Origin of the sequence: Bacillus cereus group sp. N14, assembly GCF_016483555.1 — a bacterium.
In the GTDB taxonomy this organism is placed as follows: Bacteria; Bacillota; Bacilli; order Bacillales; family Bacillaceae_G; genus Bacillus_A; species Bacillus_A wiedmannii.
In genome coordinates this window covers 1-22,617 of the sequence record NZ_JAEHBQ010000027.1, presented here as the reverse complement: position 1 = coordinate 22,617, position 22,617 = coordinate 1, and the positions used below count along the sequence as shown (strand labels likewise).

Genomic DNA, 22,617 nt, shown 5'->3' with positions numbered 1-22,617 from the left:
GAAATTGAGATGGGAATTAAAAAGTATAATCCAACTACTAACGGTCGTCGTAATATGACTACGAATGATTTCGCTGAAATCACGACTGACAGACCAGAAAAGTCATTACTTGCTCCTTTAAGCAAGAAGGCTGGTCGTAATAACCAAGGTAAAATTACTGTACGTCATCAAGGTGGCGGACATAAGCGTCAATACCGTATCATCGACTTTAAGCGTAACAAAGATGGAATTCCAGGACGCGTTGCTACGATCGAATACGATCCAAACCGCTCTGCGAATATCGCATTAATTAACTACGTTGACGGTGAAAAACGTTACATTCTTGCTCCTAAATCTTTAGAAGTAGGTATGGAAGTTATGTCTGGCCCAGAAGCTGACATCAAAATCGGTAACGCATTACCATTAATCAACATTCCAGTAGGTACTGTTGTTCATAATATCGAGCTTAAGCCTGGCCGTGGCGGACAATTAGTTCGTTCTGCTGGTACTTCTGCTCAAGTACTTGGTAAAGAAGGTAAATACGTACTTGTACGTTTAACTTCTGGTGAAGTACGTCTTGTATTATCTGCTTGTCGCGCTTCAATCGGTCAAGTAGGTAACGAACAGCACGAACTTATCAAAATCGGTAAAGCAGGTCGCTCTCGCTGGTTAGGTAAACGCCCAACAGTTCGTGGTTCTGTAATGAACCCGGTTGATCACCCACACGGTGGTGGTGAAGGACGTTCTCCAATCGGACGTAAGTCTCCAATGTCTCCATGGGGTAAACCAACTCTTGGATTCAAGACTCGTAAGAAAAACAAAGCGTCTGACAAATTCATCGTTCGTCGTCGTAAAAAATAATGGGATTGTAGTACGGTTCATTTCTAGAACCGTACGCCAATCACGAAGGGAGGCACCAAAATGGCTCGTAGCTTAAAAAAAGGACCATTTGTCGATGATCACTTAATGAGCAAAATGGAAAAATTAGTTGCATCTGAGCAAAAACAAGTTGTTAAAACTTGGTCTCGCCGTTCAACAATCTTCCCTCAGTTCATCGGACACACAATCGCTGTATATGATGGTCGTAAACACGTACCTGTGTACATCACTGAGGATATGGTTGGCCATAAGTTAGGTGAATTCGCACCAACTCGTACGTATAAAGGTCACCTTGCTGACGATAAGAAAACTAGAAGATAATGAGAGGAGGCACTTCAATGCAAGCTAAAGCAGTAGCGAGAACAGTTCGTATTGCTCCTCGTAAAGTTCGTTTAGTAGTAGACTTAATCCGAGGTAAGCAAGTGGGTGAAGCGATTGCTATCCTTAACCACACACCAAAAACTGCTTCTCCAGTTGTAGAGAAAGTTTTAAAATCTGCAATCGCAAATGCAGAGCACAATTATGAGATGGATATTAACAACCTAGTTGTTGAAAAAGTTTTCGTTGACGAAGGTCCAACGTTGAAACGTTTCCGTCCACGTGCAATGGGTCGTGCAAGCCAAATTAACAAACGCACAAGCCACATTACAGTTGTGGTATCAGAAAAGAAGGAGGGATAATCGATGGGTCAAAAGGTTAATCCAATTGGTCTTCGTGTCGGCGTTATCCGTGACTGGGAATCTCGTTGGTTCGCAGAGAAAGATTATGCTACATTACTACATGAAGACATCAAAATCCGTGAGTACATTACTGTACGCTTAAAAGATTCTGCTGTTGCTAAAGTAGAAATCGAACGTGCAGCAAATCGTGTAAATGTTACAATTCACACTGCAAAACCTGGTATGGTAATTGGTAAAGGTGGTACTGAAGTTGAAGCACTTCGTAAAGCTCTTAACCAATTAACAGGCAAGCGTGTACACATCAACATTTTAGAAGTTAAGAGAGCTGATCTTAACGCTAAATTAGTAGGCGAAAACATCGCTCGTCAATTAGAAAACCGTGTATCATTCCGTCGTGCACAAAAGCAAGTTATTCAACGTGCTATGCGTGCAGGTGCTAAAGGTATTAAAACACAGGTTTCTGGTCGTCTTGGCGGAGCTGATATCGCTCGTGCAGAATCTTACAGTGAAGGAACTGTTCCACTTCATACACTTCGCGCTGATATTGACTATGCAGCAGTTGAAGCTGATACAACATACGGTAAATTAGGCGTAAAAGTATGGATCTACCGTGGAGAAGTCCTTCCTACAAAAAAGAAAGCTTCTGAGGAAGGAGGAAAATAATATGTTAATGCCAAAACGCGTAAAATATCGTAGAGAGCATCGTGGTAAAATGCGTGGTCGTGCAAAAGGTGGAACTGAAATTGCTTTCGGTGAATTCGGTTTACAAGCACAAGCTGCTTCATGGATTACAAACCGTCAAATCGAAGCTGCTCGTCGTGCAATGACTCGTTACATGAAACGTGGCGGTAAAGTATGGATTAAAATTTTCCCTTCTAAACCTTACACTGCAAAACCTCTAGAAGTACGTATGGGTTCCGGTAAAGGGGCACCAGAAGGCTGGGTAGCAGTAGTAAAACCTGGGAAAATTATGTTCGAAATCGCGGGTGTATCTGAAGAGGTAGCACGCGAAGCATTACGTCTTGCAGCTCACAAGTTACCTGTGAAATGTAAATTCGTAAAACGTGAAGAAAATGGTGGTGAATCTAATGAAAACTAATGATATTCGTGAATTAACCACTGCCGAAATCGAAACAAAAGTTAAAGCTTTAAAGGAAGAATTGTTCAATCTTCGCTTCCAACTTGCTACAGGACAATTAGAGAATCCAACTCGCATTCGTGAAGTGCGTAAAGCAATTGCTCGTATGAAAACTGTAGTTCGTGAAAGAGAGATCGGAATTAATCGATAAATTGAGGGGAGGTTTGCATAGTGAGCGAACGTAACCAACGCAAAGTTTATACTGGTCGTGTTGTGTCTGACAAAATGGACAAAACGATTACAGTTTTAGTTGAAACTTACAAAACTCATTCCTTGTACGGAAAACGTGTTAAGTATTCTAAGAAGTACAAAGCCCATGATGAGCAAAACCAAGCGAAACTTGGCGATATCGTTAAAATCATGGAAACTCGCCCGCTTTCTGCTACTAAGCGTTTCCGTTTAGTTGAAATCGTTGAAGAAGCGGTTATTATCTAAATAGACGAATCGGAATTTTTAGTCCGAAGGGAGGTTTCATAACATGATCCAACAAGAATCTCGTTTGAAAGTTGCTGACAACTCTGGTGCACGTGAACTTTTAACAATTAAAGTATTAGGCGGCTCTGGTCGTAAATATGCTAACATTGGTGACATTATCGTTGCTACGGTAAAACAAGCAACACCAGGTGGCGTTGTTAAAAAAGGTGACGTTGTTAAAGCAGTAGTGGTACGTACGAAGAGCGGAGCTCGTCGTCCGGACGGTTCTTATATCAAATTTGATGAAAACGCAGCGGTTATCATCAAAGACGATAAGAGCCCACGTGGTACTCGTATCTTCGGACCAGTAGCTCGTGAATTACGTGATAGCAACTTCATGAAGATCGTTTCTTTAGCTCCAGAAGTTCTATAATTTAAGGTATTGCCTTGCTAAGGAGGTGCAGAATTAAGATGCATGTAAAAAAAGGTGATAAAGTACAGGTAATCACTGGAAAAGACAAAGGAAAACAAGGCGTTATCCTTGTGGCTTTCCCAAAGCAAAACCGTGTTATCGTTGAGGGTGTTAACATCGTTAAAAAACACTCTAAGCCATCTCAATTAAATCCACAAGGTGGAATTATTACTAAAGAAGCACCTATTCACGTTTCTAACGTTATGGTTTTAGATCCGAAAACAGGTGAACCTACTCGCGTAGGCTTCAAAGTAGAAGATGGTAAAAAAGTTCGTATTGCAAAAAAATCTGGTGAATTATTAGATAAATAATTTTCTTAAGAAAGGAGGTCACTTCATTGAATCGCCTTAAAGAGAAGTTCCAAAAGGAAATTACTCCTGCTCTAGTGAGCAAGTTTAACTATAAATCTGTGATGGAAGTACCGAAAATCGAAAAGATCGTAATCAACACTGGTGTTGGTGACGCGGTATCTAACTCAAAAGCTTTAGACAATGCAGTAGAAGAATTAACACAAATCGCAGGTCAAAAACCTGTTGTAACTCGTGCTAAAAAATCAATCGCTGGTTTCCGTCTTCGTGAAGGTATGCCAATCGGTGCGAAAGTAACTTTACGCGGCGAGCAAATGTATGAGTTCTTCGACAAATTAGTATCAGTTTCTTTACCACGTGTACGTGATTTCCGTGGTGTTTCTAAGAAATCATTCGATGGTCGTGGGAACTACACATTAGGTGTTAAAGAGCAACTTATCTTCCCTGAGATTGATTATGATAAAGTAAGCAAAGTCCGCGGTATGGACATCGTAATCGTTACTACAGCGAAAACTGATGAAGAAGCTCGTGAACTTTTAACACAATTCGGTATGCCATTCCAAAAATAATGGAAACCAACGCTAAGTAGAGGAGGCGAAAACGTGGCTAAAAAATCTATGATAGCGAAACAAAAGCGTACTCCTAAGTTTAAAGTACAAGAGTATACACGTTGCGAACGCTGCGGTCGTCCGCATTCTGTATACCGCAAATTTAAGCTTTGCCGTATTTGTTTCCGTGAACTTGCATATAAAGGTCAAATTCCTGGTGTTAAAAAAGCTAGTTGGTAAAACCCACAAATGGGAAGGAGGTAAAACACATGGTGATGACAGATCCAATTGCAGACATGCTTACTCGCATCCGTAATGCGAACATGGTACGTCATGAGAAATTAGAGGTTCCTGCTTCTAAAATCAAAAAAGAGATCGCTGAACTTTTAAAACGTGAAGGTTTCATTCGTGATGTAGAATACATCGAGGATAACAAACAAGGTATCCTTCGTATTTTCCTGAAATATGGTGCAAACAATGAACGTGTAATCACTGGATTAAAACGTATCAGTAAACCTGGCTTACGCGTTTACGCTAAAGCTGATGAAGTACCACGTGTACTTAACGGATTAGGTATCGCTCTTGTTTCTACATCTAAGGGAGTAATGACAGACAAAGACGCTCGTCAATTACAAACTGGTGGAGAAGTAGTAGCATACGTTTGGTAATATATATTTAAAACGAACGGAGGTGTGACCACATGTCTCGTATTGGTAAAAAGATTCTTGAAATCCCTGCAGGTGTTACTATTACAATTGCAGAAGACAATACTGTAGCAGTAAAAGGCCCTAAAGGTGAATTAACTCGTAAATTCAATGCTGATATGTCTATCAAAATTGAAGAAAATACACTAACAGTTGAGCGTCCATCTGAACAGAAGGAACACCGTGCATTACACGGTACAACTCGTGCTTTAATCGGAAACATGGTTGAAGGTGTAACTACAGGTTTCGCACGCGGACTTGAATTAGTCGGTGTTGGTTACCGTGCTCAAAAACAAGGAGATAAACTTGTATTAAGCGTAGGTTATTCTCATCCAGTAGAAATGACTCCGGAAGCAGGTCTTGAAGTTGAAGTACCTGTACCAACTAAAATCGTAATCAAAGGTATCGACAAGCAACGTGTTGGCGAATTTGCTGCTAACATCCGTGCTGTACGTGCTCCTGAGCCTTATAAAGGTAAAGGTATTCGTTACGAAGGCGAAGTTGTTCGTCGTAAAGAAGGTAAAACTGCTAAGTAAACCCGTTAGGTGAGAGAAAGGAGTGACAAGAATGATCACTAAAGCTGATAAAAATGCGACTCGTAAGAAAAGACATGCACGTGTACGTGCTAAACTTACTGGTACTGCAGAACGTCCACGTTTAAACGTGTTCCGTTCTAACCAACATATTTACGCTCAAGTTATTGATGATGTAAATGGTGTAACGTTAGTAAGTGCATCTACTCTTGATAAAGACCTTGCTCTTAACGGTACTAGCAATACTGAAGCTGCTACGAAAGTAGGAGAATCAGTTGCTAAGCGTGCTGTAGAGAAAGGCGTTAAAGAAGTAGTATTCGATCGCGGTGGTTACTTATACCATGGCCGTGTTAAAGCTCTAGCTGAGGCTGCTCGTGAGGCTGGATTACAATTTTAATGGTCAAAGGAGGGAAAATTGATGCATCGCATTGACCCAAGTAAATTAGAACTTGAAGAACGTGTAGTTACGATAAATCGTGTCGCGAAAGTTGTTAAGGGTGGTCGTCGTTTCCGCTTTGCTGCACTAGTTGTAGTTGGCGATAAAAACGGTCATGTTGGATTCGGTACTGGTAAAGCACAAGAGGTACCAGACGCAATCCGCAAAGCTATCGAAGACGCTAAGAAAAACTTAATCGCTGTACCATTAGTTGGTACAACAATTCCACACACAATCAACGGTCATTTTGGAGCTGGTGAAGTATTCTTAAAACCTGCTGCTGAAGGTACTGGTGTTATTGCTGGTGGACCTGTTCGTGCGGTACTTGAATTAGCTGGTGTACAAGATATTCTTTCGAAATCTCTTGGTTCTAACACACCAATCAACATGATTCGCGCTACTGTGAACGGATTAAGCGAACTTAAGCGCGCTGAAGATGTTGCAAAATTACGCGGTAAATCTGTAGAAGAGCTACTAGGTTAAGGAGGGAAAACAAATGGCGAAAAAGTTAGAAATTACCCTCACTCGTAGTGTAATTGGTCGTCCACAAGATCAACGTGCGACGGTAGAAGCTTTAGGTCTTAAAAAGTTGAATTCAACTGTAGTTAAGGAAGAAACTCCTGCTATTCTTGGTATGATCAACAAAGTTTCTCACCTTATAACTGTAACAGAAGCTTAAGGATAACTCATTAATATAAGGAGGTGCCTGGGAATGAAACTTCATGAATTAAAACCTGCAGAAGGTTCTCGTAAAGTACGTAACCGTGTCGGTCGTGGTATCGGTTCTGGTAACGGTAAAACTGCTGGTAAAGGTCATAAAGGACAAAACGCACGTTCTGGCGGCGGTGTTCGTCTTGGCTTCGAAGGTGGTCAAACTCCATTATTCCGTCGTTTACCAAAACGCGGCTTCACAAACATTAACCGTAAAGAGTTTACTATTGTAAACTTATCAACGTTAAATCGTTTTGAAGATGGTACAGAAGTAACACCTGAATTATTGCTGGAAACTGGCGTTATCAGCAAGTTAAACGACGGTGTTAAAATTCTTGCAAGCGGAGCAGTAGAGAAAAAATTAACTGTTAAAGCGCACAAGTTCTCTTCAAGTGCTAAAGAAGCAATTGAAGCAGCTGGCGGATCAGTTGAGGTGATCTAATGTTTCGTACAATCTCCAACTTTATGCGCGTTGCTGAGATAAGACGTAAAATATTATTCACTTTAGCGATGTTAATCGTATTCAGGATTGGCACGTTTATCCCAGTGCCATTTACAAATGGAGACGTACTGAAAGCACAAGATCAATTAAATGCCTTAGGTATCCTAAATACATTTGGCGGTGGCGCCTTGAAAAACTTCTCCATCTTCGCGATGGGAATCATGCCGTATATTACAGCATCCATCATCGTGCAATTATTGCAGATGGATGTTGTTCCTAAATTTTCGGAATGGTCTAAGCAAGGTGAAATGGGCCGTCGTAAACTAACGCAATTCACGCGTTACTTTACAATTGTTCTTGCGTTTATTCAGGGGTTTGGTATGTCAATCGGTTTTAACGGTATGGTAGGTGGGCAATTAATTTTGAATCCTGGTTGGAGCACTTATTTATACATTGCTACGGTACTGACTGCTGGTACTGCATTTTTAATGTGGTTAGGTGAACAGATTACAGCTAAAGGTGTAGGTAATGGTATTTCCATCCTTATCTTTGGCGGTATTGCCGCAGCGATCCCAAGTGTTATATCTCAAGTGTATCAACAACAGTTTCAAAATATCGGAGATCAATTGTTCATGAGTATCGTTAAAGTTGCATTGATCTTACTAGCTGTGCTAGCGGTTATTGTTGGTGTTATTTTCATTCAACAGGCTGTTAGAAAGATCCCAATTCAATATGCGAAGCGTGTAACAGGAGGGAATGGGAATCATGCTGGAGCACAAAACACACATTTACCGCTTAAGGTAAATAGTGCGGGTGTTATTCCAGTCATTTTTGCTGTTTCATTCTTAATTACGCCTCCAACTATTGCACAGTTCTTCCCGAATCATGATGTATCGCAGTGGATCATTGCAAACTTTAACTATTCTCACCCAGTGGGAATGATCATATATGTTGCGCTCATTGTAGCCTTCACATATTTCTATGCGTTTGTTCAGGTTAATCCAGAGCAAATGTCAGAGAATCTAAACAAACAAGGTGGATATGTTCCAGGTATTCGTCCGGGTAAGAATACGGAACAATATCTAACAAAAATCTTGTATCGTTTGACCTTTGTAGGATCAATTTTCCTAGCAGCGATTGCAATCTTACCAGTTATCTTTACGAAATTGGGAAATCTTCCTCCATCTGCACAGATTGGTGGAACGAGTATGTTAATCGTTGTCGGCGTTGCTTTAGAAACAATGAAGCAGCTAGAAAGTCAACTGGTAAAACGCCATTACAAAGGGTTTATCAAGCAATGAGTAAGTGGGAAGAATTGTCTTCCCTACATGCTCATGTACTCTGAGGGGGAACAAGGATGAACTTAATTTTAATGGGGCTTCCTGGTGCTGGTAAAGGTACACAAGCCGAACAGATTGTTGCCAAGTATAACATCCCTCACATTTCAACAGGAGATATGTTCCGTGCAGCTATGAAGGCTGAAACTGAAATGGGTCTACAAGCAAAATCTTTTATTGATAAAGGTGCACTTGTTCCAGATGAAGTTACAATCGGAATCGTTCGTGAACGTTTAAGTCAAGAAGACTGCGTAAGAGGTTTCTTACTAGACGGTTTCCCACGAACTGTTGCACAAGCATCAGCTCTTGAAGAGATTATGAAAGATCTTGGTAAAAAAATCGACTATGTTTTAAACATTAATGTGGATTCAGGGTTGTTATTAACACGCCTTACAGGCCGTCGCATTTGTAAAGAGTGCGGTGCGACTTACCACTTAGAATTCAATCCACCAGCAAAAGCTGATGTGTGCGATAAATGTGGTGGCGAATTATATCAACGCTCTGATGACAATGAAGAAACTGTGGCAAATCGTTTAGATGTAAATATTAAGCAAACAAAACCTTTGCTTGATTTCTACGAGGAGCTTGGTTACTTACAAAGCATTAATGGTGAGCAAGATATCAATAAAGTATTTGCTGATATCGATGTTCTCATCGGAGGCTTAGCGTAATGATCATCTGCAAAACTCCTCGCGAGATAGAAATCATGCGAGAAGCTGGCAGGATCGTTGCTTTAACTCATCAAGAGTTGAAACAGCATATTACTCCAGGAATTACAACGAAAGAGCTCGATCAAATAGCGGAAAAGACGATTCAAAAATATGGTGCTACGCCATCTTTTAAAGGATACAACGGATTTCCGGGGAGCATATGTGCTTCTGTAAATGAAGAGCTTGTACACGGAATTCCAGGGAAGCGCAAGCTCGAAGAGGGCGATATCATCAGTATCGATATTGGTGCGAAATACAATGGGTACCATGGAGATTCTGCATGGACGTATCCAGTTGGAAACATTTCTGAATCTGTTCAAAAGCTACTTGATGTCACAGAAAAATCGTTGTATCTTGGTCTAGAACAAGTAAAACCAGGCGAAAGATTATCAAATATCTCACATGCGGTTCAAACCCATGCTGAAGAGAATGGGTTCTCGATCGTTAGGGAGTATGTTGGTCACGGAATCGGGCAAGACTTACATGAGGACCCTCAAATCCCGCACTATGGTCCACCAAATAGAGGCCCTAGATTAAAGCCGGGAATGGTCATCTGTGTCGAGCCGATGGTGAATCAAGGAAGACGATATGTAAAAACACTATCTGATGACTGGACAGTGGTAACGGTAGATGGTAAATGGTGTGCACACTTTGAGCACACGATTGCTCTTACAGAAGCAGGATACGAAATCCTTACCACTTTATAAGTAGCTGGCTCTCCGGGATTTCAGAGCAGTGTAAAATGTTACTGATTTGAAGAAGGGAGAACTATTGAATGGCTAAAGATGATGTAATTGAAGTCGAAGGTACCGTTCTTGAAACGTTGCCAAATGCTATGTTCAAAGTAGAATTAGAGAATGGGCATGTCGTATTGGCTCACGTTTCTGGTAAAATCCGTATGAACTTCATTCGTATTTTACCAGGAGACAAAGTTACGGTAGAATTATCTCCGTACGATTTAAATCGTGGTCGTATTACGTACCGTTTTAAATAATATAGCACTCCGTAATCTTTAAGGAGGTTCGAGACATGAAAGTAAGACCGTCAGTTAAACCAATCTGCGAAAAATGTAAAGTTATTCGTAGACGTGGAAAAGTAATGGTTATTTGTGAAAACCCTAAACATAAACAAAAACAAGGTTAATCAGAAGGAGGTGCATTCAGAATGGCACGTATCGCAGGTGTAGATATTCCTCGAGACAAACGCGTTGTTATTTCTTTAACTTACGTATTCGGCATTGGTCGCACAACTGCTGAAAAAATTCTAACTGAAGCTGGTATTTCTTCAGAAACACGAGTTCGTGATTTAACGGAAGACGAACTAGGACGTATCCGTGATATCATCGATCGTATTAAAGTTGAGGGAGACCTTCGTCGTGAAGTATCTCTTAACATTAAACGTCTAATGGAGATCGGTTCTTACCGTGGTCTTCGTCACCGTCGTGGTTTACCAGTTCGTGGTCAAAACTCTAAAAACAATGCTCGTACACGTAAAGGTCCACGTCGTACAGTAGCAAATAAAAAGAAATAATAAGTAAAGGAGGTTGAACTAACAATGGCACGTAAAACAAACACTCGTAAAAAACGTGTGAAAAAGAATATTGAAGCTGGTATAGCTCATATTCGTTCTACTTTCAACAACACAATCGTAACACTTACAGATACTCATGGTAACGCACTTTCTTGGTCTAGTGCTGGTGCACTTGGTTTCCGTGGATCTCGTAAGTCTACTCCATTCGCTGCGCAAATGGCTGCTGAAGCTGCTGCTAAAGTTGCAATGGAGCACGGTTTAAAAACTTTAGAGGTTACTGTTAAAGGTCCTGGTGCTGGTCGTGAAGCTGCAATTCGTGCTCTTCAAGCTGCAGGTCTAGAAGTAACAGCAATTAGAGATGTTACTCCAGTTCCTCATAATGGATGTCGTCCACCAAAACGTCGTCGTGTGTAATTTTTCTGTATAGAATTTTCCCTTTTGTCTATAATGGATATGATGCATTATCGAGAAATTTCGTACAGAAACATCGCTTGTTGTGCACAATCGGGAACTGCCTAAGGGGGACTTTCGGTTAGACAGGGGGTATCCCTTTGTTTAACCGGGGTTTCGACGTTTTGAAGGAGGGTTTAGTTAATGATTGAAATCGAAAAGCCGAAAATCGAAACGGTTGAACTTAACGAAGATGCTAAATATGGTAAATTCGTAATTGAACCGCTTGAGCGTGGATATGGTACTACTTTGGGTAACTCCTTACGTCGTATTCTTTTATCCTCACTCCCTGGTGCCGCTGTTACTGCTATCCAAATCGATGGCGTATTACATGAATTTTCAACAGTTGAGGGCGTAGTAGAAGACGTTACGACGATCATCTTAAACTTGAAAAAGTTAGCTCTTAAAATCTACTCTGAAGAAGAGAAGACGTTGGAAATTGATGTGCAGGGCGAAGGTATTGTCACAGCTGCTGATATTACTCACGATAGTGATGTAGAAATCTTAAATCCAGATTTACACATTGCAACGTTAGCAAAAAATGCGCATTTCCGCATGCGTTTAACTGCAAAGCGTGGCCGTGGGTATACGCCAGCTGATGCAAATAAAAGCGAAGATCAACCAATAGGAGTAATTCCTATTGATTCTATTTATACTCCAGTATCACGTGTGACTTACCAAGTGGAAAAGACACGTGTCGGACAAGTGGCTAATTATGATAAGCTTACGCTTGATGTATGGACGGATGGAAGCATCGGGCCAAAAGAAGCTATCTCTTTAGGTGCCAAAATCTTAACTGAGCATTTAAATATCTTTGTTGGTTTAACTGATGAAGCACAAAATGCTGAGATTATGGTCGAGAAGGAAGAAGATCAAAAAGAGAAAGTTCTTGAGATGACTATCGAAGAACTAGATCTTTCTGTTCGTTCTTATAATTGCCTAAAACGTGCAGGAATTAATACTGTACAAGAGCTTGCGAACAAAACAGAAGAAGATATGATGAAAGTTCGTAACTTAGGACGTAAATCCTTAGAAGAAGTTAAACATAAACTTGAGGAATTAGGTTTAGGTTTACGTAAAGACGACTGAGGATTTAAACCCATCAACAAAGGAGGGAACTACGAATGGCATACAGAAAATTAGGCCGTACAAGTGCGCAACGTAAAGCTATGTTACGTGATTTAGCTACTGATTTAATTATCAACGAGCGCATCCAAACGACAGAAACTCGTGCAAAAGAACTTCGTTCTGTAGTGGAAAAAATGATCACTTTAGGTAAACGCGGAGATCTTCACGCTCGTCGTCAAGCAGCAGCTTTCATTCGCAATGAAGTAGCTAACGCTGAGACTGGTCAAGATGCACTTCAAAAATTATTCGCTGATGTAGCTCCACGCTATGCTGAGCGCCAAGGCGGATACACTCGTATTGCAAAAATTGGTCCACGTCGCGGAGACGCAGCACCAATGGTAATTATCGAGTTAGTATAATGATAATTAAAAGGGCAGGACAGTTCTTTTCAAGAAACTGGTCATGGCCCTTTTTTTTAAATATAAAAATAGGCTAACTTGGCGAAGGAAAGGGTGCCTTGTATTGAAAAAAGAGAAACTTCGGACAGAGAATATATCATTTCAATATCCTGGGGCAGCCACTTATGCATTAAAAGATGTTTCATTTTCCTTGTATGAGGGAGAATGGGTATCTGTTATTGGACAAAATGGTTCAGGGAAGTCTACACTTGCAAAATTATTGAATGGTTTGTTTTTGCCGGAAGCAGGGACTATTACAGTAAATGATACAATGGTTTTATCAGAGGAAACGGTATGGGATGTTCGAAAACAAATTGGGATGGTATTTCAAAATCCAGATAATCAATTTGTTGGAACGACAGTGCAAGACGACGTTGTTTTTGGCTTAGAGAATATCGGAATGCCAAGAGAGAAAATGGTAGAAAGATTAGATCAGGCCCTCAAACTTGTCCGTATGGAAGATTTTCTTAATGATGAACCTCATTCGTTATCTGGTGGGCAAAAGCAGCGAGTGGCAATAGCAGGCGTTTTAGCACTTCAGCCATCTATTTTGATATTAGATGAAGCAACGTCAATGCTAGATCCTCAAGGGAGACGTGAAGTAGTAGAAACGGTTAGACAACTTGTTAATCAAAAAGGTATTACCGTATTATCAATTACGCACGATTTAGAAGAAGCGGCGCAATCAGACCGTGTCATTATTTTAAATAAGGGAGAAATATTAGAGGAAGGGACTCCAAAGCAAATATTCAAGTCCTCTCATATGCTCCAAGAAATTGGATTAGATGTACCATTTTCAGTGAAAATAGCAGAATTATTAAAAAGAAATGAAATTCTCTTGCAAAATACGCATCTTACAATGGAAAGCTTGGTGAACGAACTTTGGAGATTACATTCCAAAAAGTAGAACATCGTTATCAATATAAAACTCCATTTGAAAGACGCGCACTTTATGATGTAGACGTGTCGTTTCCAAGTGGGGGCTATTATGCCATTATCGGTCATACTGGTTCAGGTAAGTCGACGATGATTCAACATTTAAATGGTTTATTGCAGCCGACGAATGGCACAGTTCAAATTGGTGAACATTTCATTTCGGCAGGAAAGAAAGAAAAAAAGCTAAAGCCACTACGTAAAAAGGTAGGGGTTGTCTTTCAATTCCCAGAACATCAGTTGTTTGAAGAGACTGTGGAGAAGGATATTTGTTTCGGTCCTACTAATTTTGGGGTATCTGTAGAAGAAGCGAAGCAAAAGGCAAGAGAGGCAATTGAACTTGTAGGGTTAGAGCCAGAACTGTTAACACGTTCACCGTTTGAGTTAAGTGGTGGGCAAATGAGGCGTGTTGCGATAGCGGGTGTATTGGCGATGGAACCCGAAGTGCTTGTATTAGATGAACCTACAGCAGGACTAGATCCAAAAGGGCAGAATGAACTTATGGAGATGTTTTATAAGCTGCATAAGGAAAAAGGTCTTACAGTTATCCTAGTAACACATAATATGGAGGATGCTGCTAAGTATGCGGAGCAGATTGTAGTCATGCATAAAGGAACGGTCTTTTTGCAAGGAAGTGCAGAGGAAGTATTTTCACATGCTGATGAACTAGAGAAAATTGGCGTGGATCTTCCTATGTCTTTAAAGTATAAACGTGCAATTGAAGAGAAGTTTGGCATTTCAATCCCAAAGGCTACCTTATCTTTAGAGGATCTTACTCATGAAGTTGTGCAGGTGTTACGAAAAGGTGGTCATGAATCATGCAGCAGTTGATTATTGGAAGATATATTCCAGGGAAGTCTCTTATTCATCAACTTGATCCACGTACGAAGCTGCTGATTGTCTTTTTATATGTATTTGTTGTTTTCTTAGCAAATAATGCGATTTCATATGGATTTTTATTTTTATATGCACTCATTGCTTTATTTTTTGCAAAAGTGCCGATTCGTTATGTACTTTCGGGCTTAAAACCAATTCTATGGATTTTTCTTTTTACATTTTTCCTGCATATTTTTACAAATAAAGAAGGGGAAGTACTATTCCAGCTTGGTTGGTTTTCGATACATGAAAAAGGATTAGAGCAAGGGATATACATTTCTATACGATTCTTCGTTATTATTTTAATGACGACATTATTAACGTTAACGACGACACCTATTGAGATTACAGATGGTTTGGAGACGTTATTAAAGCCGTTGAAACGTATAAAAGTTCCTGTTCATGAAATCGCATTAATGATGTCAATTTCTCTTCGTTTTATTCCGACATTAATGGATGAAACAAGTAAAATAATGAAGGCACAAGCTTCACGTGGTATTGATTTCGCAGGAGGACCGATAAAAGATAGGATAAAAGCTATTATCTCACTACTCGTTCCTCTATTTATCAGTGCTTTTAAGCGTGCTGAGGACTTAGCAATTGCTATGGAAGCACGTGGGTATCAAAATGGCGAAGGACGTACTAAATTTAGGCAACTACGCTGGAAAACAAGCGATACAGTAACGATTATAAGCTTACTTTGTTTAGCTTGTATTTTGGCATGGGTGCGATCGTAATGGAGAATAGAGAAATGGATAGAATAAAATGTACGGTTGCATATGATGGCATGCATTTTTGTGGTTATCAAATTCAGCCGCAGCATCGTACTGTTCAACAAGAGATTGAGAAAGCTTTGCAGAAATTGCATAAAGGAGAACTTGTTCGTGTTCAGGCATCGGGCAGAACGGATTCTACTGTTCACGCTAAAGGACAAGTCATACACTTTGATACACCGTTGTCTCTTGAAGAGTGGCAATGGAGTAATGCATTAAACACAATGTTGCCAGATGATATTGTTATCAGACAGGTAGAGAAAAAAACAGAAGAATTTCATGCGCGTTACGGTGTCGAGAGAAAAGAATATCGTTATCGTGTATTATTATCAAAGACTGCGGATGTATTCCGTAGAAATTACGTATATCAATATCCATATCCGCTCGAAATAAGCTCTATAAGAAAAGCGATTCCTTATTTTATTGGAACGCATGATTTCACTTCTTTTTGTTCGGCAAAAACTGACAAAAAAGATAAAGTGCGAACGATTTATGAAATTGAGTTAATTGAGCAAGGCGATGAATTAATTTTTCGTTTTGTAGGTAATGGATTTTTATATAATATGGTCAGAATTATTGTTGGTACGTTACTTAGCGTAGGGCAAGGAAAGCTTGATCCTGATAGCATTCCAGAGATTTTAGCGAAACAAAATCGTCAGTTTGCTGGAAAGATGGCTCCAGGTCATGGACTTTACTTATGGCAGGTAAACTATAACAACTAATCCTGGTGTAACATTTGCTTGACATTAGAAACTCAAAAGTATATCATAACATATGGTATTGTTTCTAAAACCACGATTAGCCCCGGAAGGAAATCGTGTTTAAGATAAACAATAGATTTTTTCTATGGAAAAGATAACGAGGAGGGAAACACATGCGTACGACTTTTATGGCAAAAGCTAACGAAGTTGAGCGTAAATGGTATGTGGTTGATGCTGAAGGTCAAACTTTAGGTCGCCTATCTACTGAAGTAGCATCTATTTTACGCGGTAAAAACAAACCTACATTTACACCACACGTTGACACGGGTGATCATGTAATTATTATTAACGCTGAAAAAATTCATTTAACAGGTAATAAATTAAACGATAAAATTTACTACCGTCACACTAACCACCCAGGTGGACTTAAACAAAGAACAGCTCTAGAAATGCGTACAAACTACCCTGTACAAATGTTAGAGCTTGCAATTAAAGGGATGCTTCCAAAAGGACGTTTAGGACGTCAAGTATCTAAGAAATTAAACGTGTATGCTGGAGCAGAGCATCCACACCAAGCACAAAAACCAGAAGTTTACGAACTTCGCGGATAATCAATTAAAGGAGGGCTTACTTTGGCACAGGTTCAATACTATGGCACTGGACGTCGTAAGAGTTCAGTAGCGCGCGTACGCCTAGTTCCAGGCGAAGGACGCGTTATCATTAACGGTCGTGATTTTGAAAACTATATCCCATTTGCTGCATTACGTGAAGTAGTGAAACAACCTCTAGTTGCAACAGAAACTTTAGGTAACTACGATGTACTTGTAAACGTAAATGGTGGTGGATACACTGGTCAAGCTGGTGCTATTCGTCACGGTATTTCTCGCGCTTTATTAAAAGCTGATCCAGAATACCGTCTAACACTAAAACGTGCAGGTCTATTAACTCGTGACGCACGTATGAAAGAGCGTAAAAAATACGGTCTTAAAGGCGCACGTCGTGCACCTCAGTTCTCAAAACGTTAATTTTTGCGAACTACAAACCCCAACCATTTTGGTTGGGGTTTTTTTATGTTTCATTCCTCTTTTGTAATTTTTGTAGTTTGGAATATTTTAGTGCTATTCTCTCGCGTATGCTTCTTCTTTAGAAGTTTAGACTAATACGTATTAGGGAGGTTTATAAGTGCTATGAATGTCATTGTCAGCTTACAAGAAAAACAAAAAGAAAAGCAGTTGAAATATGAACGGAAGATGCTGCGAGAATTATCATTAAAAACATTACGTTCAAATATTAGGGATGCCTTTCAGATGCAGGAACTTCATCGTCAGTATGAAGATTACTGTATTGAATTAGGGATAGAATCGTATTTATTAGGAGCGAGATACAGTAAGTTTGGTTATTATGGTGAATCATTCTTTGATGTAAAATATAGAGCCTTAGAAGAAGAGCAACAATTAACGGAAACACTATTTCAATTTTTAACGAGCATGACTATGCGGGAAATTAAGTTACAAGATGAGGAATTACTTTTTGAATCCTGCCAGCAGTTTATCGGCTTATGGTGGCAGGAAGGATATGAAAAAGGTGAAAGAAGATATCGATTAAAGCTTCATTAAGACAAGCATAAACTTTCCTCTTGTCCCATATAAGTAATTAGAGGGACTAGCTGGAGGAGGAAAGGTATGAAGAGAATTCGAATTATCTCTTTTGCACTCGCTGCGGTTGTTTTGTTTTTTTTAGTTAAACAAGAATTTCAAATTACAAAATCGTGGCGAGCTTGGAATTTACCCTTGTCGGGGAAAGTGATTGTATTGGATGCTGGGCATGGTGGGCCAGACGGAGGGGCTGTTGGTGGAAAAGATATTATAGAAAAAGATATTACGCTTGAGATTACAAAGAAGGTACAAGATTATTTACAAGAACAAGGTGCACTAGTTATTTTAACACGTGAGGGAGATTATGATTTAGCTCAGAAAGATACAAAATCATATAGTAGACGTAAAGCAGAGGATTTAAAAAAGCGTGTAGAGATTATTAATAAGCCTGATGTAGACTTTTTTGCGAGTATTCATTTAAATGCTTTAACTAGCAGTGGATCGAAAGGCGCACAAACGTTCTACTACCGTTCTTCGGTTGAAAATGAACGTGCTGCGAAATTTATACAAGCTGAATTGAGAACGAGTTTAGAGAATACGAATCGTTCTGCTAAAACAATTTCTCATGTGTATTTATTAAAGTATGCGAAAACACCAGGTGCTTTAATTGAAGCTGGCTTTTTATCGAATGTAAACGAAAGGTATATGTTAAATTCGGAGAAATATCAGCAAAAGGTAGCGGCTGCAGTATATCGTGGTATATTACGTTATTTCACGGAAAAAGGGAATCCTCCAGAATAAGGAGGATTTTTTGAGTTTCTCTCGTTAACGAAGTTTTCCGAAAATATGTTATACTGGAAATGTAAACGCATTTATTTCAAAAATAAAGAGAGATAAATTTAATTAACATTACGTTATTTTTCATACAGGGGGCTGGGCTAACAATGGTAACGAAAGAGCAAGTAGTGGAAGCGTTAGAAGGGATTGTAGATCCGTTTTTACATAAAACGTTAAAAGAAACAGGTGCAATTAAAGAGGTAACAGTTAAGCCTGAGAAGGAACATGTAAGTGTTAAAATTGCAATTGTAAAAACCGGTACAGCGGAACAAATGCAATTGCAATCTGGAATTGTAAAGTTAGTAAAAGAACTAGGGGCAGCAACAGTAGGGCTTCGCTTTGCAGAATTTACAGAAGAGGAATTAGCTCAGTTTGCACCGGAACAGGAAGAAGAGCAAACTGAATCTTTATTGTCACCAAATTCAAAAACAACATTTTTAGCAGTGGCGAGTGGAAAAGGTGGAGTCGGAAAATCAACAGTTTCTGTTAACCTTGCCATTGCTTTAGCTCGTTTAGGTAAAAAGGTTGGTATCATTGATGCTGATATTTATGGTTTTAGCGTACCGGATATGATGGGGATAGAAAAACGTCCTGTTGTAAGAGGAGATAGAATCATTCCAGTGGAGCGTCTAGGTGTAAAGGTAATTTCAATGGGATTCTTTGTAGAAGATAATGCACCGGTTATTTGGAGAGGCCCTATGCTTGGGAAAATGTTAAATCACTTCTTTACAGAAGTAGAGTGGGGCGATTTAGACTATTTAGTTTTAGATTTACCACCGGGTACAGGTGATGTTGCGCTAGACTTACATTCAATGTTGCCAGCTTGTAAAGAGATTATTGTAACAACGCCACATCCAACAGCGGCATTTGTGGCAGCGCGTGCTGGAGCCATGGCTTTACGTACAGAACATAGTATTCTTGGTGTTGTTGAAAATATGGCGTATTTTGAAAGTAAAACAACTGGTGAAAAAGAATATGTGTTTGGAAGAGGTGGAGGAGATAAATTAGCTACAGAACTTCAAACAGAAGTACTTGGCCGAATCCCGCTTCAACAACCTGATTGGAATAAAGATGACTTTGCGCCTTCAGTATATGAAGATACACATACGACGGGTCTTATTTATCGTACGATAGCTGAGACAGTAATTGATAAAATAGCTGTCGCGCAAAAATAAAATAATAATGAGTGGACGATACATATATTGTCCACTCATTATTATAATTATTATTTTTACTGTTGCTCCTTTTTACCGTCTTGGGAACCACCTTCACCGCCTGCTTCTTTTTTATCAGATCCACTTTTTTCGGCCTTTTGTACACCTTTACTAATAATATCAATCATCTTAGCTTGGAAGAGTGGGCTTTCGGCAGTTTCGGTTAGTACTTGTTGTAAATATTGGCGGTATTCTTTGCTCTTCATTGTTTGTAACATCATTTTTTCTACTTCAGGATTTTTCATAATTTCTATAACGCCTGCTTGGTATTCAGGGTCTTTTAGTAATGTTTTCATTAAGGTTGTTTGTTCTTTTCCCATACTTTTAGCGAATTTCGATGAGAACTTAGGGTCTTTAAAGAGCTTTTCCCAGAATTGTTGCCCTTTGTCGGATACCATTGCATCTTCAATCGTTTTCTTTACTACTGTTTCATCTAGTATGAGTGCTTGTTTCATTTTTTCATCAGTTAACACATCTTGAATGGCTTTCTTACCTTGATCGGTTTTTAAAATATCAACAATCATTTTCTTCGTTTGATCGTAATCAAGTTCGGACTTTGCTTCTTTTCCTTGTGCACATGCTACAAGTACAAGAAATAGAAAAGAAGAAGTCAAAACGAGCAGCATCCGTTTCATAAGTTGGAACTCCTTTCAACACAGTTCTCTCTTTTTAATATAAATATCTTTAAGGAATTTATACATGAACATGGCTAGCTTTTTGAAATTGTCATTGATACAATTTAATTAGAAATATAAGGATAATGGGGGATGTGTTGTGAATAGCCGCAAGTGGGTACGACTGTTTTTTACGACGTTGTTTCTTGGTGGGATTAGCACGGTTATTATTGGATTTGTTTTGGAGTGGGACAAGTACGTTAAATTTTTTCAAAATTTCGACGGAAAGGAGATTTTAGCAGTTTCCTTCTGGTTGATGGGTGTAGGATTTATTTTTAGTGTTATAAGTCAAATGGGGTTCTTTGCCTATTTAACAATCCATCGTTTTGGACTGGGGATGTTTAGGTCACCTTCTTTATGGAATGCAGTCCAGCTCTTCTTTATTGCATTCGTTTTATTTGATTTCGTGTATTTAAGATCCATATTGATTGCAAATGGGGAAGTTTCGTTAGGGAATAACATACTTGTTGCAGGTGTATTATTTATGTTTGGGGCGATTGTTGCTTACATAAAAAGTAAAGAAACGAATAGAAAGGCATTTGTGCCCGCTTTGTTCTTTATGGTTGTTGTAACAATTCTTGAGTGGGTACCAGCGCTTCGTATTAATGACACAGATTGGTTGTATTTAATGGTGATACCACTTTTATTATGTAATGCATATCAGTTACTTATATTACATCGTTTAATTGGAAAGGCGAGTAAGTCGGCTTAAGTAAGAGAGATTTTTGAGTTTTTATGCAGGGTGGTTGTACGAATATAAATATCGGGATGAAAAAAGCTCTACTACCTTAATGATAGGTAGTAGAGCTTTTTATGTGTGAAGGCACGAGGGAAAAGAATTACCTTACATCTTTACTTTTTGTACTTGTGTTAGAAATAAGTTGTGATACCGATATTTGCTCATATCCGTCACTCTTTAATTTTTGCAGAAGCAGTGGTAAAGCTTTATTTGTTTGAAGGGCAGAATCGGATGCATGTAATAAGACGATATCTCCACCTTTTAAATTAGTAGAGACATTGGAAACGATATTGTTTACACCTGGGTTTTTCCAGTCGTTTGAGTTATTACTCCAATGGACGATGGTGTATCCGAGTGATTCTGCTATTTTAAGTGTTGCTTTGTTAAAGTCTCCACTAGGTGGACGTAATAGTTTGACTTGTTTCACACCAAGTTTTGTAAAAACATCTTGTGCTCGTAAAAGATCTCTTCGTATTTCATTTGCCTCTAGAGAAGTGTAGGACGTGTAATTATAGCCCATACTACCGATTTCATGTCCATCTTTTATGATGCGTTCAACAACATCAGGATGTCTTTCTGCCCATGCAGCAGAAACGAAGAAGGTTGCATTCTTAATGTCTCTTTCTTTAAGTGTATCAAGGATTGGAATTGCTTTTTTGTCTCCCCAACTAATATCAAACGTGAATGCAACTTGTTTTTTAGAGGTGTCTCCTTTGTAAATAACTTTAGGTCCTGTCGCAGTTGAAAAAGCAGATTCATGTGAATATGTTTTTAAAAAGAGAAGCCATGCTGTAAATAAGGAAAGTATCACTATTAAGCTAATGTGTTTAAAAGCTCGTTTACTCGTAATAAAAAAGAAAAACATAATATTACGCCCCTTTGTCCAATCCTTTTCAGTTACATATATGCTTTAAATATTAAAAAGAGAACAAAGGATTAATATCGTAAGCAGTGGATATAATGAATGATAGGATTTTGATAAGTGAAAATGAGCGTAACGTTTATTGCTTTGTAAGAAATGATTGAGGTGAGGATTTGCTTGGGTTTATGTTAACAAAAGAAGAGAAAAAAGAAATGGAATACATATTGAAGAGAGAGTTAGAAGAACTGTTATTTGATTTTGAAGATGAACGTATTCATGACGTTGTAAAAAAGGCGATGGAAGAAAGATATAAAATCATTTTTTGTTTGTTTCGAAGAGTCGCTAATGCAGAAGAGTGTATGCGTTATGTAAGGAAAAGAATTTTTTATTAAAAAGTGTTGACGTTAATGGTTATTATATGATAAATTAATAACCGTCGCTGATGCGGAAACGCAGAAAACGACAAAAAAGAAATTGAAAAACTTAGTTGACATTGAAAAACGAAGATGTTAACATAAGGAAGTCGCAAATGAGCGACTAAGTAGTTCTTTGAAAACTGAACGAAACAAACAACGTGAAACGTCAATTTTTATTTTTAGATGCTAGACAAACTAAC

The 22,617-nt window shown here is 39.0% G+C and carries 39 protein-coding genes; 37 read left to right on the top strand and 2 right to left on the bottom strand.

Annotated features, from left to right (window positions below; all coding sequences use genetic code 11):
- Positions 1-9 precede the first annotated feature (9 nt).
- The 35 genes from rplB (at position 10) to JDS82_RS25485 (ending at position 19,687) form a co-directional block, all read left to right on the top strand.
- Positions 10-840, top strand: coding sequence for a 50S ribosomal protein L2 (rplB, locus tag JDS82_RS25655; RefSeq protein WP_000511583.1), 831 nt, complete (start codon positions 10-12; stop codon positions 838-840).
- Between the two features lie 60 nt (positions 841-900).
- Positions 901-1,179 (top strand): 30S ribosomal protein S19, encoded by a 279-nt coding sequence (gene rpsS, locus JDS82_RS25650; protein ID WP_000124454.1) that lies wholly within the window; start codon positions 901-903, stop codon positions 1,177-1,179.
- Between the two features lie 17 nt (positions 1,180-1,196).
- A complete protein-coding gene (gene rplV / locus JDS82_RS25645) occupies positions 1,197-1,538 on the top strand; it encodes a 50S ribosomal protein L22 (protein ID WP_001148024.1) in 342 nt (113 codons plus the stop codon).
- Between the two features lie 3 nt (positions 1,539-1,541).
- Positions 1,542-2,201 (top strand): 30S ribosomal protein S3, encoded by a 660-nt coding sequence (gene rpsC, locus JDS82_RS25640; protein ID WP_000529958.1) that lies wholly within the window; start codon positions 1,542-1,544, stop codon positions 2,199-2,201.
- A gap of 1 nt (position 2,202) precedes the next feature.
- Positions 2,203-2,637: a 50S ribosomal protein L16 gene (rplP, locus tag JDS82_RS25635; protein WP_000928969.1), complete on the top strand. Its 435-nt coding sequence runs from the start codon at positions 2,203-2,205 to the stop codon at positions 2,635-2,637.
- The gene (gene rpmC, locus JDS82_RS25630) at positions 2,627-2,827 is read left to right on the top strand and encodes a 50S ribosomal protein L29 (protein WP_000855718.1); all 201 of its coding nucleotides are present in this window, start codon (positions 2,627-2,629) and stop codon (positions 2,825-2,827) included. The genes rplP and rpmC overlap by 11 nt, the downstream gene beginning before the upstream one ends.
- Positions 2,828-2,847: 20 nt before the next feature.
- A complete protein-coding gene (gene rpsQ, locus JDS82_RS25625) occupies positions 2,848-3,111 on the top strand; it encodes a 30S ribosomal protein S17 (RefSeq protein WP_000004106.1) in 264 nt (87 codons plus the stop codon).
- Positions 3,112-3,154: 43 nt separating this feature from the next.
- A complete protein-coding gene (gene rplN / locus JDS82_RS25620) occupies positions 3,155-3,523 on the top strand; it encodes a 50S ribosomal protein L14 (RefSeq protein ID WP_000615912.1) in 369 nt (122 codons plus the stop codon).
- A 38-nt stretch (positions 3,524-3,561) separates the two neighbouring features.
- Positions 3,562-3,873, top strand: a complete 312-nt coding sequence (gene rplX / locus JDS82_RS25615) for a 50S ribosomal protein L24 (RefSeq protein ID WP_000558201.1) — start codon at positions 3,562-3,564, stop codon at positions 3,871-3,873.
- Between the two features lie 26 nt (positions 3,874-3,899).
- Positions 3,900-4,439: a 50S ribosomal protein L5 gene (rplE, locus tag JDS82_RS25610; protein ID WP_001080829.1), complete on the top strand. Its 540-nt coding sequence runs from the start codon at positions 3,900-3,902 to the stop codon at positions 4,437-4,439.
- Positions 4,440-4,472: 33 nt separating this feature from the next.
- A complete protein-coding gene (gene rpsN / locus JDS82_RS25605; RefSeq protein ID WP_001085700.1) occupies positions 4,473-4,658 on the top strand; it encodes a 30S ribosomal protein S14 in 186 nt (61 codons plus the stop codon).
- A gap of 29 nt (positions 4,659-4,687) precedes the next feature.
- Positions 4,688-5,086, top strand: coding sequence for a 30S ribosomal protein S8 (gene rpsH / locus JDS82_RS25600; RefSeq protein ID WP_000245511.1), 399 nt, complete (start codon positions 4,688-4,690; stop codon positions 5,084-5,086).
- Positions 5,087-5,118: 32 nt separating this feature from the next.
- Positions 5,119-5,658: a 50S ribosomal protein L6 gene (rplF, locus tag JDS82_RS25595; protein WP_000086550.1), complete on the top strand. Its 540-nt coding sequence runs from the start codon at positions 5,119-5,121 to the stop codon at positions 5,656-5,658.
- 31 nt (positions 5,659-5,689) lie between these two features.
- Positions 5,690-6,052 carry a 50S ribosomal protein L18 gene (gene rplR, locus JDS82_RS25590; RefSeq protein WP_000628818.1) on the top strand — a complete coding sequence of 121 codons (363 nt, stop codon included), beginning with the start codon at positions 5,690-5,692 and terminating at the stop codon, positions 6,050-6,052.
- Between the two features lie 21 nt (positions 6,053-6,073).
- A complete protein-coding gene (rpsE, locus tag JDS82_RS25585; RefSeq protein WP_000554646.1) occupies positions 6,074-6,574 on the top strand; it encodes a 30S ribosomal protein S5 in 501 nt (166 codons plus the stop codon).
- Positions 6,575-6,587: 13 nt separating this feature from the next.
- Complete coding sequence (rpmD, locus tag JDS82_RS25580; RefSeq protein WP_001085232.1) at positions 6,588-6,770, top strand: 50S ribosomal protein L30; 183 nt, start codon at positions 6,588-6,590, stop codon at positions 6,768-6,770.
- Positions 6,771-6,803: 33 nt separating this feature from the next.
- Positions 6,804-7,244, top strand: coding sequence for a 50S ribosomal protein L15 (rplO, locus tag JDS82_RS25575; protein ID WP_000766083.1), 441 nt, complete (start codon positions 6,804-6,806; stop codon positions 7,242-7,244).
- A complete protein-coding gene (gene secY / locus JDS82_RS25570) occupies positions 7,244-8,545 on the top strand; it encodes a preprotein translocase subunit SecY (RefSeq protein ID WP_000490119.1) in 1,302 nt (433 codons plus the stop codon). The genes rplO and secY overlap by 1 nt, the downstream gene beginning before the upstream one ends.
- 56 nt (positions 8,546-8,601) lie before the next feature.
- A complete protein-coding gene (locus JDS82_RS25565; RefSeq protein WP_001048998.1) occupies positions 8,602-9,252 on the top strand; it encodes an adenylate kinase in 651 nt (216 codons plus the stop codon).
- Complete coding sequence (gene map, locus JDS82_RS25560; RefSeq protein WP_000582534.1) at positions 9,252-9,998, top strand: type I methionyl aminopeptidase; 747 nt, start codon at positions 9,252-9,254, stop codon at positions 9,996-9,998. The genes JDS82_RS25565 and map overlap by 1 nt, the downstream gene beginning before the upstream one ends.
- A 68-nt stretch (positions 9,999-10,066) precedes the next feature.
- Positions 10,067-10,285, top strand: a complete 219-nt coding sequence (gene infA / locus JDS82_RS25555) for a translation initiation factor IF-1 (protein ID WP_001029884.1) — start codon at positions 10,067-10,069, stop codon at positions 10,283-10,285.
- Between the two features lie 35 nt (positions 10,286-10,320).
- Positions 10,321-10,434 (top strand): 50S ribosomal protein L36, encoded by a 114-nt coding sequence (rpmJ, locus tag JDS82_RS25550; protein ID WP_000868344.1) that lies wholly within the window; start codon positions 10,321-10,323, stop codon positions 10,432-10,434.
- A 21-nt stretch (positions 10,435-10,455) separates the two neighbouring features.
- Complete coding sequence (gene rpsM, locus JDS82_RS25545; protein ID WP_000090790.1) at positions 10,456-10,821, top strand: 30S ribosomal protein S13; 366 nt, start codon at positions 10,456-10,458, stop codon at positions 10,819-10,821.
- Between the two features lie 24 nt (positions 10,822-10,845).
- Positions 10,846-11,235 carry a 30S ribosomal protein S11 gene (gene rpsK / locus JDS82_RS25540; protein WP_000101797.1) on the top strand — a complete coding sequence of 130 codons (390 nt, stop codon included), beginning with the start codon at positions 10,846-10,848 and terminating at the stop codon, positions 11,233-11,235.
- Between the two features lie 180 nt (positions 11,236-11,415).
- Positions 11,416-12,360 carry a DNA-directed RNA polymerase subunit alpha gene (locus JDS82_RS25535; RefSeq protein ID WP_000569644.1) on the top strand — a complete coding sequence of 315 codons (945 nt, stop codon included), beginning with the start codon at positions 11,416-11,418 and terminating at the stop codon, positions 12,358-12,360.
- 35 nt (positions 12,361-12,395) lie between these two features.
- Positions 12,396-12,758: a 50S ribosomal protein L17 gene (rplQ, locus tag JDS82_RS25530; protein ID WP_000331490.1), complete on the top strand. Its 363-nt coding sequence runs from the start codon at positions 12,396-12,398 to the stop codon at positions 12,756-12,758.
- 103 nt (positions 12,759-12,861) lie between these two features.
- Positions 12,862-13,704 carry an energy-coupling factor ABC transporter ATP-binding protein gene (locus JDS82_RS25525; RefSeq protein ID WP_000711780.1) on the top strand — a complete coding sequence of 281 codons (843 nt, stop codon included), beginning with the start codon at positions 12,862-12,864 and terminating at the stop codon, positions 13,702-13,704.
- On the top strand, positions 13,680-14,561 hold the full coding sequence (locus tag JDS82_RS25520; protein ID WP_000406519.1) for an energy-coupling factor ABC transporter ATP-binding protein: 882 nt from the start codon (positions 13,680-13,682) through the stop codon (positions 14,559-14,561). The genes JDS82_RS25525 and JDS82_RS25520 overlap by 25 nt, the downstream gene beginning before the upstream one ends.
- Positions 14,549-15,343 carry an energy-coupling factor transporter transmembrane component T family protein gene (locus JDS82_RS25515; protein WP_001186519.1) on the top strand — a complete coding sequence of 265 codons (795 nt, stop codon included), beginning with the start codon at positions 14,549-14,551 and terminating at the stop codon, positions 15,341-15,343. Before JDS82_RS25520 ends, JDS82_RS25515 begins: the two co-directional genes overlap by 13 nt.
- A 14-nt stretch (positions 15,344-15,357) precedes the next feature.
- Positions 15,358-16,101 (top strand): tRNA pseudouridine(38-40) synthase TruA, encoded by a 744-nt coding sequence (gene truA / locus JDS82_RS25510; protein WP_002096935.1) that lies wholly within the window; start codon positions 15,358-15,360, stop codon positions 16,099-16,101.
- Between the two features lie 152 nt (positions 16,102-16,253).
- Positions 16,254-16,691, top strand: coding sequence for a 50S ribosomal protein L13 (gene rplM, locus JDS82_RS25505; RefSeq protein WP_001260795.1), 438 nt, complete (start codon positions 16,254-16,256; stop codon positions 16,689-16,691).
- A 21-nt stretch (positions 16,692-16,712) separates the two neighbouring features.
- Positions 16,713-17,105: a 30S ribosomal protein S9 gene (gene rpsI / locus JDS82_RS25500; RefSeq protein WP_000079986.1), complete on the top strand. Its 393-nt coding sequence runs from the start codon at positions 16,713-16,715 to the stop codon at positions 17,103-17,105.
- Between the two features lie 162 nt (positions 17,106-17,267).
- The gene (locus JDS82_RS25495; RefSeq protein WP_001101006.1) at positions 17,268-17,696 is read left to right on the top strand and encodes a YbaK family protein; all 429 of its coding nucleotides are present in this window, start codon (positions 17,268-17,270) and stop codon (positions 17,694-17,696) included.
- A 66-nt stretch (positions 17,697-17,762) separates the two neighbouring features.
- Positions 17,763-18,476: an N-acetylmuramoyl-L-alanine amidase CwlD gene (gene cwlD / locus JDS82_RS25490; protein WP_000822446.1), complete on the top strand. Its 714-nt coding sequence runs from the start codon at positions 17,763-17,765 to the stop codon at positions 18,474-18,476.
- 143 nt (positions 18,477-18,619) lie between these two features.
- Positions 18,620-19,687, top strand: coding sequence for an Mrp/NBP35 family ATP-binding protein (locus JDS82_RS25485; RefSeq protein ID WP_000256609.1), 1,068 nt, complete (start codon positions 18,620-18,622; stop codon positions 19,685-19,687).
- Between the two features lie 56 nt (positions 19,688-19,743).
- Here the strand turns inward: JDS82_RS25485 and gerD are convergent, their stop codons facing one another.
- Positions 19,744-20,361, bottom strand: a complete 618-nt coding sequence (gerD, locus tag JDS82_RS25480) for a spore germination protein GerD (protein ID WP_199714146.1) — start codon at positions 20,359-20,361, stop codon at positions 19,744-19,746.
- Between the two features lie 139 nt (positions 20,362-20,500).
- Between gerD and kbaA the strand changes: the two genes are divergently transcribed.
- Positions 20,501-21,112 carry a KinB signaling pathway activation protein KbaA gene (kbaA, locus tag JDS82_RS25475; protein WP_001088512.1) on the top strand — a complete coding sequence of 204 codons (612 nt, stop codon included), beginning with the start codon at positions 20,501-20,503 and terminating at the stop codon, positions 21,110-21,112.
- Positions 21,113-21,239: 127 nt separating this feature from the next.
- Here kbaA and pdaB read toward each other — a convergent pair whose 3' ends face one another.
- The gene (gene pdaB, locus JDS82_RS25470; protein ID WP_000464699.1) at positions 21,240-22,004 is read right to left on the bottom strand and encodes a polysaccharide deacetylase family sporulation protein PdaB; all 765 of its coding nucleotides are present in this window, start codon (positions 22,002-22,004) and stop codon (positions 21,240-21,242) included.
- Between the two features lie 170 nt (positions 22,005-22,174).
- Here pdaB and JDS82_RS25465 point away from each other — a divergent pair, with 170 nt between their 5' ends.
- The gene (locus JDS82_RS25465; RefSeq protein WP_000900297.1) at positions 22,175-22,393 is read left to right on the top strand and encodes a hypothetical protein; all 219 of its coding nucleotides are present in this window, start codon (positions 22,175-22,177) and stop codon (positions 22,391-22,393) included.
- Positions 22,394-22,617: the final 224 nt, after the last annotated feature.